Below are 12,492 nucleotides of genomic sequence, written 5' to 3' on the forward strand. Positions count from 1 at the left end.
CATGAAACTAAAAATTGCAATGATTGGTGTAGGACTCATCGGCGGTTCACTGGCGCTCTGCTTCAAAGGCAAGCCAGGTGTAACCGTGATGGGCTACGCCCACTTGGATGAACTGAAGGACAAGTACATAGCGAGCGGTGTAGTGGATGATGCTACGCTCTCTCTGGAAGAAGCGGTAGAGGATGCCGACTTTATTTTTTTGTGCGTTCCCGTAGGTTTGCTTGAATCCTATTTCGAAAAGCTCTCCAAGCTGCCATTGAAAAAAGGATGTATCATCACGGACGTAGGAAGCACTAAAGCTTCCATTGCCGCTTGTGCCGAGCATGTGAGGTTGACTGACGCTTACTTCATTGGTGGTCACCCTATGGCGGGGTCGGAGCGCGCAGGCGTAGATGCGGCCTCAGCCGTGTTATTTGAGAATGCATACTATGTCTTGACTCCTTCAGAACATGTACCTGAGGAAGCCTATAGCAGGTTGTCTGAGCTGCTTGCGTATACGCGGGCACAGATCGTGCGTGTGGAGCCTCTGCTGCACGATGACATCGTGGGGGCGATTAGTCATCTGCCACATGTTATTGCTGTTGCGCTGGTGAATCAGGTGCGTGAATATAATGAGTCGAATCCACTGTATAAAATGCTGGCTGCAGGTGGTTTCCGGGATATCACCCGGATTGCGTCCAGTGATGCGATTGTGTGGAGAGATATCTTGCTTAGCAACCGTGATGTACTGCTGGGCTTGCTTAAGGACTGGAATAGCCAGATGACGGCCTTTACGGATATGCTGGAGCATAAGAACGGTGAAGGTATAGAGGAGGCATTCCGTCAGGCCCGCGAGTTCCGCAGTATATTACCAGAACGACGCAAAGGCATGATATCGCCGTTATTTGATCTGTATACTGATGTTCAGGATGCACCGGGTATGATCGGTAAGATCGCAACTGAGCTTGGAGCAAATGATATCAACTTGAGCAACTTGGAGATTATCGAAAACCGGGTGGATGTGCCGGGCATTATGCGTCTGTCTTTCCGTCAGGAAGAAGATATGGAACGAGCCAAGACGTTATTGGATTCCTTAGGCTATCAAGTGTGGATATAAGACGAGAAAGAGGGCGAAAGCCCTCTTTTTTGTAAGGTTATATAGGAGTTCTTATTTGATTTTCAGTCACAGAAAAAAAGGATGTATTATCCTGAATTACCGAAAGATATAATTAATTCAAACAATTTTACTGAAAGTGTTGACAAAATGAAAACGTATACATATAATAAGGGTACAGTATGGTTTCTCTCCACTCCTATCCAATAACTGTATTGCTCCACGTGAGCAATGGCCGCTTATGTAAGCGGTCTTTTTTTTGTCTTAAAAAGTTATGGGAAAGGTATTGATATGTTAAAAGTTACATTTAAACTTACATCCTCTATTTACATCTCCCTCCTTAATCTGTTAGGATACCTTAGATCAAATAAATATCACATTTTTGTAACCTTTTCGGTATGTTGTCCGTCTATATAAGCAAGGCTTACCAAAAAGGCTCAAAATGAAGTCATGAACGTGAAAATGACCGCATATGAATGACAGGTCGGGTTTTGTGAATACCAATGGATTTGCCAGGATGATGCAGACCGTTGTACAATAAATACTGTTAATGTAGAAACGTTGGGGAAATTGCCATTACATAGGGGAATTTGGCGGGAAGGCCAGTTATGGCGCTGAACGCTTTTTATATGCGGTGAGAACCGCAACTTTTTTGTGCCTGTTCGGTAATACATGGATAGAGTCGAACGGGGAGAAGCACATGGATGGGCGAGGAGGGGTCGCACTCAAATGACGGATTCCCAGTTGATTCGAGAGATCAAGGAAGGTAACCTGGAGTTATATTCCGAGCTGATGAGTCGTTATCAGCGTAAAATACTGGCTTTCGTATATCATATGTTGAAAAGTTCCAATATGGAGCTGCTTGCGGAAGATCTCTGTTCTGAGACTTTCTATAAGGCGTTCCGCAGTCTGCACTCTTTCCGTGAGGTGGATGCCTCATTCTCAACCTGGTTATATACCATTGCGAGAAATACGGTACTGAGTGAGCTTCGCAAACAGCGCAGCGGAAATGTCCCACTTGAAGAGAGCGGGATTGTTCCCGTTGCTCCTTCGGAGAATACACCGGAGTATGCTGTACTACGCAGCGAGCGGGTGATGCTGGTTAGGGATGCGATTAACAATTTACCGGAGAAGCAGCGTTCTGCGATTATACTCCGTGAGTATGATCAACTAGACTACCAAGAGATTGCGAATATTCTTGGGCAGAGCGTCAGTTCTGTGAAATCGCTATTATTCAGAGCAAGATCAAGCGTAAAAACTCAATTGGAACCTTATTTCTTCGAACCGGTGTACGAGCCATATGAAGGGATGAAGAACCGATGAATTGCAATGAAGCCCAGGAACTGTTTGCACTGGTCTGGGACTTGCCGGAAACTCATCCTCAGCGGATTGCATTTCATGCTCATCTCGCTGGTTGTGAAGAGTGCTCCGAGCAGTTTGAGGTCTGGGAAGAAGCTCAGATCTTGCTGCACAGCATTCCGGTTCCAGTGACAGAACAACAAGCAGAGAGAGTGAACCGTAACGTGATGGACCGGATCTACGCGGAGTCTCCATGGTTACTGCCGGAAGAGGTAAAGGTTAATCGTTTCTCTGCTGTGATCCGCAAGCATATGTCTTTGTGGATTGCCGCGTTCCTGGCTATTTTTTTATGCAGCTTTCTGTATATGGCAATGTTTAAGCCAGACGTATCAGAAGCTGAGCAAACCAAAGTTGTTACTACGGGTATTCTGGAGACAGGGGTTGCCGGAAGCGGACCATCGTCCTCTGGAATGTATCATTACAACATGACTGGAGCGGACAGAGGAAGTATCATAGAACCTTTTGTTGTGAGCATGGGACCCGCTTATCCGCAGTATTGGATGGCACTCTCTTTACTTGCAATAGGAATGGCGTTATTTTCTCTTGGACGTATGCATCGAACAACGAATAAACGCAAACAAGGTGCGAGTGCATAGGTAATAACCTTTCATTCGCCGTGTGGAGAAATGAGGGATGTAAGTGCGAATCGGGCTTATTCGTCACGGTCTTACAGACTGGAATGCGGCGGGCCGTATACAGGGTCAGACGGATATTCCTCTGAATGGAGAAGGTCGTGAACAGGCAGAGCGCCTGGGAAGACGTCTGCTGAAGGAAGAATACCAATGGGACTATATCATCACAAGTGGATTATCGCGGGCACAGGAAACAGGGGAGATTATCTCCAAGCTGTTGAATGTACCTTTGCTTGAGCCGGACGCACGGTTGAAAGAAAGGGCTTTTGGTCAGATTGAAGGTCTGACTTCAGAAGAACGGGTTGCCCGTTGGGGCCAAGCCTGGGAGACATTGGACTTGGGACAGGAGCAGATAGCGGATATCCAGATTCGTGCACTGGCGTTTCTGGAAGATCTATGGTCTGCCTATCCGGACCAAAACGTACTCATTGTCACTCACGGAGCTTTCTTAGCCAACCTGTTAACAGCCTTGTTTAAAGATCGGTATACAGAACGGATTGGAAACCTGTCACTGACGATCCTGGAAAAGGAACGTGATGACTGGAGTCCGCTGTTGTATAATTGCACACGACATCTGTCTTTGGACACAGCGAAACAACCTAAGTAATCCAACTTGGGTTGTTTTTTTGCGTTTTATGGGGAAATAAAGACTTTATATGATTTCAAACCTCTCATTTTTCTTCTGATTGACCAACTCGGGGCATAGTATGGTTTAAAACATAAAAGATTTCCAAAAAGAGGTTTAGATTATGGGAATTCCGTCAACGATGTTTACAAAACCAAACTATTTCAGGCTCCGAATTAACAGTCGAAGTAGTTAACGGGCGAGGCGATGGACCCATGAATCTAGCGGATATGCTTACTTTTGCCGATATTGGCCAGCTTAATCGAATAGCAGACTATTACCAATGTGAATGCAAGCCCAATTCCAAACATGAACTCATCCAGAGTATTCTCACTACATTGGGCAGCAGACCCTTTTTTGAGCAGCAGGTACGTCAACTGAATCAAGCAGATCAGCGCTTTTTGAACAACTTGTTGTTTGATCCTCGCCAGTATTATGGTATGGAAGAACTCATTGCCATAGCCCGTCAATCGATGGACAAAAAGGAGAGTGAGGCTGGCGCGAGTCCACGTGATCTCATCGTTCGCTTTAATAAGAGTGGATGGTTGTTCAATGGGACAACGCAGCAGACCAGGTATTTGTATCAGGTACCCCAGGATCTGAAATTAAGATTCAGGGATGTGTTATCCACACATCTGCGAGCAGGGATTACCAAAACAACGGAACCACCCATGTATCGGGATGAATATCATCTCTTAGCGGATGATCTCAAGTTGTTCCTGCAGTATGTCCAGCAGCACGAAATTGCCCTTAACGCCGAAGGCATGATGTACCGTCGCTCTCAACAGCAGATTATGGAGCATCTTCACATTAGTGAGGAATTGGTGGGCAAAGGTGGATGGAGATTCGGATATGGCCGTTCCTTCAAGGATTACCCGGACCGTTTCGCACTTCTCTACGACTATGCATTTCACCATCGGCTGGTTCGTGAGGAGCAAGGCACGCTGAAGTTATCACCAGCTGGAGAAGACAAGCTGGCAGCTGAGAAAACAGCCGAAATGATACAGCTATTTAGGTTTTGGTTAAGATTGTATAAAGGTGCTATTCCCAATCTGTCCTCTATTGTGTATTGGACAGGCGAATGTGCCCAGGAATGGTCAACCGCCGAGTCGCTGTTTCGTCAGATCGGTCCGTTCATTCAGCCGTTTTACTATGATACGGCCGAGGCCATTTATGATAACAGAATTGTTAAAATGATGTTGCATCTTGGCATGGTCCGTATTGGGGAACATGAGGAAGGCCGGACGATACAAATGACAGCCTGGGGCACACGTCTTGCTGCATCCTGTCGCTCCATCTCAGGAGACATTACGCCTATTATGTTTGACAAGTGAAGGACAAGTTGCTAAAATCACTCCCAAATTAAGGAGTGATAATAATGATAATTCCATACAAAGGTCTACAACCTCAGTTACACCCTTCAGTATATATGGCTGAAGGTGCAAAACTGATCGGTGATTTGAGAATGGGAGAAGGGTCTTCCGTCTGGTTCAATGCAGTCCTGCGGGCTGATTTGGCTCCTATTATCATTGGAAAGCGCTGTAATATTCAAGATAACGTTGTCGGGCATGTCAATACTGATCAACCTTTGATTGTGGGAGATGATGTCTCAGTAGGACATACAGCGATCATTCATGGTTGTTCTATTGGAACAGGATCATTAATCGGCATGGGCGCCATTCTGCTGAATGGAGCCGATATTGGCGAATATACGCTGATTGGAGCCGGTTCTGTTGTTACTGAGAATAGTAAAATTCCGCCCTATACTCTTGCTTTGGGGACACCTGCCAAAGTGATACGTGAGCTGACTGATGCCGATCTGGAGCGGATGTCCAGAACTTCACTGGGTTATGTTACCAAAGGAAAAGAATATAGGAGCTCTTAAATCCGTTTTGGAGGTGCATCCTATTGGATAAAATGAAAGTTACGTATGAAGTCATGTTGGGGCTGGCAGCTGAGATGGTTTGGGACGAAGCGCTTCGCAAACAGCGCAGCGAGAAGCTCTATTTGGAAATCGATAAAGCGTTAGCTACCGGAGACGAAGTAGCTTTCCGGAGTCTGACGGATGAACTGAGGGCCATAAACTGATAGGCAAAATATATCCTTTCTGAGATAAAAGGGAATGCGCAGAGGCGTATTTCCTTTTTTGATATGTGTAACTCTGAAATGAATGTCTGGATTTATAAGATATGGTCATATATAATATGGGAATAAAATGGATAGAGAGGGGATATAGGGAATTGAAATTCAGTGAGATGACTCAAGACAGCTGGGCTGAACTGCAACTCTATCTGGATACATGCCTTATTCCATACACAGCTATTAGCGGTGAGCAGTCGCCAGTTGAAGCTACCGAGGCATTGGAGCGGCTGAGAGATTTTCTGGATCTGGTCGAAATTCCTTTCAAAGGGAGAATCATGACTTATCCAGCCTTTCATTATGCTAATTCGGAATTGTCAATGACATTAAATTCCTTGTCCGCACAGCTTAAATCTTCAGGATTCAAATATGTGGTTATTATGACATCAGATGGTCATTTAGATGGCATGGACATTCCAGCTGCTGATCTGGTTTTGAGTCGGTCCGTCTTAACTCATGAGGTTGGAGAAGAAGGGATTGCGAGATTTGTAGGGGAAAAGATACGAGAGTTGTGGAAAAAATAGTTTTTAGCGACAAATGTGACAATTTACCAACAATTTTTTAATAACGCTTACAATTGAACCTTAAAAATGTGTGACAAATTCTTGACGGTGTTCTAGGGCTACTATATGATTATGTATGTTCTAGTAAGTCGTGGAATTTATGAAAATGAAAACGTTTGAGAGAGTTGGCTGAAAAAGGGGGTTGGAGACAGTATGAGCAGTGAGCATGACCACGAAGCTTCATTGAAATTGCCAAGCCGCATGGAGATGTCACGCAGGCAGTTCTTGACGTACACGCTTGGTGGAGCTACAGCCTACATGGCCGCCGGTGCAATCCTTCCTATGGTCCGTTTTGCGGTGGACCCGATTTTGCAACATAAGGGAGAAGGCACCTCTGTCAAAGTAGCTGAAATCAGCAAAATTACGAATGAGCCTCAAGAATTCACCTTTGAACTTAAACAACAGGATGGTTGGTATCTGAGTAATGCATCGTTAGTGGCGTGGATTCGCAAAGACGAGCAGGGTAAAATTTATGCACTCTCACCTATCTGTAAACATCTGGGATGTACAGTAGGCTGGAATAGTGACAAGCAGTACCCTGACGAGTATCATTGCCCCTGCCATGGCGCGCACTATGACAAGGAAGGGAAGAATCTTGCCGTAGCCCCCAAACCGCTGGATGAGTACGTAGTCAAGGAAGAGCAGGGTTGGGTATATCTGGGCGACATTGTTCCGAACACCCGAGTGAATTAGGAGGCGTGAACGCAGATGTTTAAAAATGTCTATGACTGGATTGACGAGCGTCTCGACATCACGCCAATCTGGCGGGACGTTGCGGATCATGAAGTTCCAGAGCATGTAAATCCGGCTCATCACTTTTCCGCATTCGTGTACTGCTTTGGTGGATTGACGTTCTTTATTACTGTTATTCAGATTTTGTCAGGCATGTTCCTGACCATGTATTACGTACCTGATATTATCAATGCCTACGCAAGTGTGGAGTATCTGCAGACCAAAGTAGCCTTCGGCCAAATTGTTCGCGGCATGCACCACTGGGGAGCCAGTCTGGTTATCGTAATGATGTTCTTACATACGATGCGTGTGTTCTTTACAGGCTCTTACAAGGCACCGCGTGAAATGAACTGGGTTGTCGGCATGCTGATCTTTTTCGTCATGTTGGGCCTGGGGCTGACAGGGTACTTGTTGCCATGGGATAACAAAGCCTATTTTGCAACAAAAGTAACACTGGAGATTGCCAATACGGTTCCTTGGCTGGGACCGATTATTAAAGAATTCCTGCAAGGCGGTACGATTGTTGGTGCACAGACACTAACCCGATTCTTTGCCCTGCACGTATTCTTCCTCCCCGCTGTGCTTCTGGTGCTTCTGGTCGGACACTTTATCATGATCCGCAGACAGGGCATTTCGGGACCACTATAAACTGAGAAGGGAGGAATCGCAATGGCTCACGGACATAAGAAGGATGATGAGGAAAAGGTTATCTTTGTCGGTGATTCACGGGTCCGTAAAGGGGCGGGATTTATTACCCCGCCTGATTACACGGCGTATCCCGGCAAATCAGAAGCCTTTATTCCCAACTTCCTGCTGAAAGAATGGATGGTTGGTGTCGTTGTATTGGTGGGGATTCTGGTACTAACGATCTCAGAACCTGCACCTTTGGGGTATCCGGCCAATCCAAGCGCATCCGTTATACCCATGCCGGACTGGTACTTCCTTTTTCTGTATCAGTACTTGAAGTATCCATACGCATCGGGCGATTACGTTCTGCTCGGGGTACTGGGAGTCAGCGGAGTCGCTTTTGGAGCTTTGCTGCTGGCACCATTCCTGGACACAGGTAAGGAGAGGCGTTTCTATAAACGCCCCATTGCTTCATCACTGATGATTTTGTCGGTCATTTCTGTATTCTATCTGACGAATGTAGCGTGGACACATTACGAGCATGAGTTGGAAGCAAGTGGACAGAAGCCTGAGCATATTCAACGTGAAGAAGAAGCACTGGAGAGGCGTGAACAGGGGCTCCCACCAGTTTCCAACGCACCCGGACAGCAAGAGGAAGTTGCGATCGTGGAGCAGGATGATCCTGCAATGGAAACGTACAAGAAGGCCGGTTGTATTGGCTGCCATGCGGCTGATATGAAGGGCGCAAGTGGACCTTCACTTCGGGGTGTGGGTGACAAGCACAGTCAGGAAGAGATTCTGACTATTATCAAAGAAGGTTATAACGAGATGCCTGCGATGTACGATCAAGCGATTGCTCAAGGTGTAACGGATGAAGAGATTACTCATCTGACCGAATGGCTTGCGAAACAGAAAGCAGAACAGTAAAATCGAAATAACCAATGAAACCTGATCGTTTATGCGGTCAGGTTTTTTTGAAGTGTTTTTTTGGACAGCACTGTATCGTGCGCAATATATGATCAAGGAAGGGGCAGGGAATGTGGCTTTATCGTATTTCTGGAGTAGGGAATTTCTGACCAATCGTTATTTCCTGTGGCTATTATTTTGGTGTAATGCGGTAGGAACGGTATACGGATACATCTGGTACGGGGAGCAAATGAAATTGACGCTGGCGGAGCAGCCGGTGTGGCAGATCGTATTTGTGCCAGATAGTCCAACAGCGAGTTTGTTTTTTACTTTAGCATTGTTATGGGTCTTGTACCCACCACGGTCCATCATTATCAAACGGATCGGACATGTGATTCAGGCGCTTGCCGTGGTCACATCTGTGAAATATGGCGTGTGGGCCGTATCCATTATTTTCGCTGGCTGGATGCAAGGTGGTACACAGCACTGGCAAGACTGGATGTTGATTGCTTCGCATAGTGCGATGGCCATTGAAGCTCTTATTTATGTACGCTTTTTCGGCTTCCGCTGGGCTTCCCTTGTCGTTGCAGGTCTCTGGACACTATTGAATGATACGATGGATTATACATATGATATTTACCCTTGGTTACCCGCATCCCTCTATGATCATGTAGATGGTGTGCGTAATTTCACATTCGGACTGACACTGGTAAGCATTCTGTGCGCGTGGCTGGCTTTAAGACAAGCGAAACGAACCTAATATCCGATCTTGAGCTTGTTCTAATGAACTGTCCCCCGCCATACATTGGTGGTGGGAGGGATGTCCATGAAGAGAACGTTTGGGATCAAAACTGGCTTACTGGTGGTATCGTTCATGGCTCTGTTGCTTTGGACGAACTTAGCATATCGTGTATCCGCGCAAAGTGAAGCATTGAATTTGAATTCAGATCAGCAAGTGTCCACAAGCAATTCAATTGCACAACTGAATGAGGAAGCAGCCATATTGTATCGACAGGCGCTCGAGAATAATATTGAAGAAGTGCGAGGCAGCATTCTGCGTATCAGTAAAAGTCTGGAGCATATTTCCTTTGAGGGACAAACGACAGTTGAGGGCATTCACGCCTTGTCCGAAACCATTGTTGAAGTGAAACAAGCCGTTGTGAAGGTGAAAAATGACGATGCTTCTCTTCAGCAGTCCTCTGCCAAACTCAGACTTGCAGCAGATAGTCTCGCGAATCCAACCAAGCCTTTATGGCTTCAGTATTATAAAATTGTGAAAAACGATCTGGACGCTTTATCCGCTGCTACAAATCAAGGGCAAACTGCGGCCGTACTGGCAAACCGTTACACCGTTCTGGAGGAGCATTATGAGACGATTCGTCCTGCCGCACTGATTCGCCGTGAACCGTATGAGATTGCTCAGATGGACGCCTGGTTATCTCATACCAAAGGCCTTACCGCTGCCAAGCAACCTGATCTGGCTCAGTTAAAGAGCATGGTGGGCCATGGGGAGGAACTGGTAAACCAGTTATTTGGTCGCGAGAAGGACGAGAGTGCCTTTGTACCTTTTGTACAAGGCCCTGATCGCAGGGCAGCCGGACTGCTCATTAGTTCGGTCATTGTGGCGACGTTAAGTTACGCCGGATATCGAAAATATCGTGCGCAGCAGCAGGGGATTTTTCCTTTTCGGCGCTAATCGGATATGAACTTGATCCTGGTCTATAAGTGGTATATAAAAAAAGACCTCTTTCCACATGAACAGCCACGCTAACGGCTCTTCATGTAAAAAGAGGTTTTCTTGTAGTTTCTGTGTTATATCAGCTTTCTTTGAAACCTTCTCCATGTACATCGTGAACATCGCTGATGATGACAAAAGCTCTGGGGTCAATGGCACGTACAATGGTCTGCAGACGCCTGAACTCTTGCCTGGAGATCACACAGTAGGCCATGTGTTTGGCCTGTTTAGAGTACGCGCCAATGGCTGGAATGAGGGTAACGCCACGATCCATATCCCGTGTGATCTGCTCAGCAATCTCGGGCGCATGGTCACTAATGATCATAAATGCCCGGGCAGAATATGCACCTTCCTGAATAAAGTCGATGACTTTAGAGGCGATAAATACAGCTACGAGCGTGTACAGAATTTTTTCTTTGGGGATGTAGATGAGAGAGAGCCCGATAATGACGAAGTCGATGCCCAGTAATACTCGGCCCATACTCCATCCATACTTGCGGTTGAGAATACGAGCGATGATGTCTGAACCGCCCGTCGTTCCACCCCAACGGAATACAATGCCAAGACCGGCTCCAAGGGTGACACCTGCATATAGTGCAGCTAACAGTAAGTCATTCTCGGTATGTAATGGTTCAATCCAGCCCAGATGAATCAACTTCTCAAACAACCATAGAAAAACGGTTAGTGCCCCGATTCCGATACCCGTATAGATCATCTGTCTGCCGCCCAAAATTTTGAGCCCGATCAGAAAGAGGGGAACATTCAGAATCAAGGTTGTAAGTGAAGGTGAGATGCCAAAAGCGTAATTGATCAGCACCGTAACCCCAGTAAGGCCGCCTTCCATAAGCTGATTGGGGATAATAAAATAGAGGAGCCCAAAGGCATATAAGGTTGTACCCAGCACGATGGGAAGAACCAGTTTAACTTGAATCCAGGTTTTGGCAGTGCTCATAAGATCCCTCGCTGTAGATAAATTAGAATGAAGAAGCAATCATTCCCATCTAGTATACCTGTTTATTGATTCTTTAAAAATGATTTGTAGATGATGATGGTGGAAGTGAATCTAAATAACTGATATTATTAGGAACAAATACGACATCATTTCAAAAGGAGAATCCGTTCTCATGGAGAAAAGCATCGCAGAAATGCAGCGTGAGGTTGATCAGTATATCTCCCAGTTCAAGGAGGGGTATTTCAGTCCTCTGGCCATGTTGGCCCGGATGTCTGAAGAGGTTGGGGAGCTCGCCAGAGAAGTGAATCATGAATTCGGCGAGAAGCCGAAGAAATCTTCCGAAGCAGCCAATTCCATTGAACTTGAGCTTGGAGATATTTTATTTATCACGATTTGTTTTGCGAACTCACTGGGAATTGATCTGGCTGAGGCGCACGATAAAGTCATGCATAAATTTAACACCCGCGATGCCAATCGGTGGACTCCCAAAAACACCGATTAGGCGTAGATTACATATGCTGTACCATCACCCGATCGGGGAGGGTCAGCTTAATGATGAAACCGGAAGAATATATGCAGCAGGCTTATCGCTGTATATTACAAAATGATTTTGAGCAGGCGATTCGTTGGTTCGAGTCAGCCATTCACGCTTATCCAAAACATGCGGAGTTATATTATCGCTGTTCCATTACACACGCCCGCAGCAAACATCTGGTTCCGGCGCTTGAATATGCACGCAAGTCGGTTGAATTGTCGCCAGGAACAGAAGAGTATATTTTGCATCTGCAGACGTTGGAAGCAAAACAATTGACCTCCAGAGCGAAGTTGCTGTTGGAGCAGGCGGGTACTGCAACACAGGAGCGCTATGTGGAAGCGTCTACGCTTCTGCAAGAAGCGGTCCAACTTGATCCGCTCTCAGTGGAAGCTCATGTTATGCTTGCGCTGGCTTACAGTGATTTGAATGAATTTGAATATGCAATTCAGGCGCTGCGTGAGGCGATTTTGATGGATCCGCAGAATGGGCAACTGCATCAGATGTTACAGGAAATCAAGCAACGTATGAAATCCATTCAATAAGAATTCATTTTGCAAAGATTTCTTTTGAGTAGAAATGGATTCAACGATATGA

Annotated in this window: 16 protein-coding genes; 15 read left to right on the forward strand and 1 reads right to left on the reverse strand. The window is 46.0% G+C overall.

The window, feature by feature from the left end; translation table 11 throughout:
• Position 1 precedes the first annotated feature (1 nt).
• From IFU39_RS00965 to IFU39_RS01025, 13 genes are all read left to right on the forward strand, one after another.
• Complete coding sequence (locus IFU39_RS00965) at positions 2-1,096, forward strand: prephenate dehydrogenase (RefSeq protein ID WP_074095636.1); 1,095 nt, start codon at positions 2-4, stop codon at positions 1,094-1,096.
• 726 nt (positions 1,097-1,822) lie between these two features.
• Entirely contained in the window at positions 1,823-2,416 is a 594-nt protein-coding gene (locus IFU39_RS00970) for an RNA polymerase sigma factor (RefSeq protein WP_036607662.1), read from the forward strand.
• Entirely contained in the window at positions 2,413-3,048 is a 636-nt protein-coding gene (locus tag IFU39_RS00975) for an anti-sigma factor family protein (RefSeq protein ID WP_105599400.1), read from the forward strand. The genes IFU39_RS00970 and IFU39_RS00975 overlap by 4 nt, the downstream gene beginning before the upstream one ends.
• A gap of 43 nt (positions 3,049-3,091) precedes the next feature.
• Positions 3,092-3,691 carry a histidine phosphatase family protein gene (locus tag IFU39_RS00980; RefSeq protein WP_105599398.1) on the forward strand — a complete coding sequence of 200 codons (600 nt, stop codon included), beginning with the start codon at positions 3,092-3,094 and terminating at the stop codon, positions 3,689-3,691.
• A 233-nt stretch (positions 3,692-3,924) separates the two neighbouring features.
• Positions 3,925-5,043 (forward strand): hypothetical protein, encoded by a 1,119-nt coding sequence (locus tag IFU39_RS00985; RefSeq protein ID WP_091018018.1) that lies wholly within the window; start codon positions 3,925-3,927, stop codon positions 5,041-5,043.
• Between the two features lie 44 nt (positions 5,044-5,087).
• The gene (locus IFU39_RS00990; protein WP_105599396.1) at positions 5,088-5,594 is read left to right on the forward strand and encodes a gamma carbonic anhydrase family protein; all 507 of its coding nucleotides are present in this window, start codon (positions 5,088-5,090) and stop codon (positions 5,592-5,594) included.
• A gap of 23 nt (positions 5,595-5,617) precedes the next feature.
• Complete coding sequence (locus tag IFU39_RS00995; RefSeq protein ID WP_105599395.1) at positions 5,618-5,797, forward strand: IDEAL domain-containing protein; 180 nt, start codon at positions 5,618-5,620, stop codon at positions 5,795-5,797.
• A gap of 152 nt (positions 5,798-5,949) precedes the next feature.
• Positions 5,950-6,372 carry a DUF2487 family protein gene (locus IFU39_RS01000; RefSeq protein ID WP_105599393.1) on the forward strand — a complete coding sequence of 141 codons (423 nt, stop codon included), beginning with the start codon at positions 5,950-5,952 and terminating at the stop codon, positions 6,370-6,372.
• A 192-nt stretch (positions 6,373-6,564) separates the two neighbouring features.
• Complete coding sequence (locus tag IFU39_RS01005; RefSeq protein ID WP_036607648.1) at positions 6,565-7,104, forward strand: QcrA and Rieske domain-containing protein; 540 nt, start codon at positions 6,565-6,567, stop codon at positions 7,102-7,104.
• 15 nt (positions 7,105-7,119) lie between these two features.
• Positions 7,120-7,791, forward strand: a complete 672-nt coding sequence (qcrB, locus tag IFU39_RS01010; RefSeq protein WP_017687726.1) for a menaquinol-cytochrome c reductase cytochrome b subunit — start codon at positions 7,120-7,122, stop codon at positions 7,789-7,791.
• Positions 7,792-7,812: 21 nt separating this feature from the next.
• A complete protein-coding gene (locus IFU39_RS01015; protein WP_091018012.1) occupies positions 7,813-8,697 on the forward strand; it encodes a menaquinol-cytochrome c reductase cytochrome b/c subunit in 885 nt (294 codons plus the stop codon).
• Between the two features lie 112 nt (positions 8,698-8,809).
• Positions 8,810-9,436 carry a DUF1405 domain-containing protein gene (locus IFU39_RS01020; protein WP_091018277.1) on the forward strand — a complete coding sequence of 209 codons (627 nt, stop codon included), beginning with the start codon at positions 8,810-8,812 and terminating at the stop codon, positions 9,434-9,436.
• A gap of 66 nt (positions 9,437-9,502) precedes the next feature.
• A complete protein-coding gene (locus IFU39_RS01025) occupies positions 9,503-10,372 on the forward strand; it encodes a sporulation protein YpjB (protein WP_179198573.1) in 870 nt (289 codons plus the stop codon).
• A gap of 121 nt (positions 10,373-10,493) precedes the next feature.
• On the opposite strand, the gene IFU39_RS01030 is transcribed toward IFU39_RS01025, so the two are convergent.
• Positions 10,494-11,363, reverse strand: coding sequence for a YitT family protein (locus IFU39_RS01030; RefSeq protein WP_105599392.1), 870 nt, complete (start codon positions 11,361-11,363; stop codon positions 10,494-10,496).
• 172 nt (positions 11,364-11,535) lie between these two features.
• Between IFU39_RS01030 and IFU39_RS01035 the strand changes: the two genes are divergently transcribed.
• The gene (locus IFU39_RS01035) at positions 11,536-11,865 is read left to right on the forward strand and encodes a nucleotide pyrophosphohydrolase (RefSeq protein WP_017687732.1); all 330 of its coding nucleotides are present in this window, start codon (positions 11,536-11,538) and stop codon (positions 11,863-11,865) included.
• Positions 11,866-11,915: 50 nt separating this feature from the next.
• Positions 11,916-12,440 carry a tetratricopeptide repeat protein gene (locus IFU39_RS01040; protein ID WP_105599390.1) on the forward strand — a complete coding sequence of 175 codons (525 nt, stop codon included), beginning with the start codon at positions 11,916-11,918 and terminating at the stop codon, positions 12,438-12,440.
• Positions 12,441-12,492: the final 52 nt, after the last annotated feature.

This window comes from Paenibacillus sp. CFBP 13594, from assembly GCF_014842675.1.
GTDB classification, from domain to species: domain Bacteria; phylum Bacillota; class Bacilli; order Paenibacillales; family Paenibacillaceae; genus Paenibacillus; species Paenibacillus amylolyticus_B.

What these genes read in the sequence shown, in the direction of transcription:
- IFU39_RS00965 (WP_074095636.1), top strand. Translation starts at nt 2, where the DNA reads ATGAAACTAAAAATTGCAATGATTGGTGTAGGACTCATCGGCGGTTCA.
- IFU39_RS00970 (WP_036607662.1), top strand. Translation starts at nt 1,823, where the DNA reads ATGACGGATTCCCAGTTGATTCGAGAGATCAAGGAAGGTAACCTGGAG.
- IFU39_RS00975 (WP_105599400.1), top strand. Translation starts at nt 2,413, where the DNA reads ATGAATTGCAATGAAGCCCAGGAACTGTTTGCACTGGTCTGGGACTTG.
- IFU39_RS00985 (WP_091018018.1), top strand. Translation starts at nt 3,925, where the DNA reads ATGAATCTAGCGGATATGCTTACTTTTGCCGATATTGGCCAGCTTAAT.
- IFU39_RS00990 (WP_105599396.1), top strand. Translation starts at nt 5,088, where the DNA reads ATGATAATTCCATACAAAGGTCTACAACCTCAGTTACACCCTTCAGTA.
- IFU39_RS01005 (WP_036607648.1), top strand. Translation starts at nt 6,565, where the DNA reads ATGAGCAGTGAGCATGACCACGAAGCTTCATTGAAATTGCCAAGCCGC.
- qcrB (WP_017687726.1), top strand. Translation starts at nt 7,120, where the DNA reads ATGTTTAAAAATGTCTATGACTGGATTGACGAGCGTCTCGACATCACG.
- IFU39_RS01015 (WP_091018012.1), top strand. Translation starts at nt 7,813, where the DNA reads ATGGCTCACGGACATAAGAAGGATGATGAGGAAAAGGTTATCTTTGTC.
- IFU39_RS01025 (WP_179198573.1), top strand. Translation starts at nt 9,503, where the DNA reads ATGAAGAGAACGTTTGGGATCAAAACTGGCTTACTGGTGGTATCGTTC.
- IFU39_RS01030 (WP_105599392.1), bottom strand. Translation starts at nt 11,363, where the DNA reads ATGAGCACTGCCAAAACCTGGATTCAAGTTAAACTGGTTCTTCCCATC.
- IFU39_RS01035 (WP_017687732.1), top strand. Translation starts at nt 11,536, where the DNA reads ATGGAGAAAAGCATCGCAGAAATGCAGCGTGAGGTTGATCAGTATATC.
- IFU39_RS01040 (WP_105599390.1), top strand. Translation starts at nt 11,916, where the DNA reads ATGATGAAACCGGAAGAATATATGCAGCAGGCTTATCGCTGTATATTA.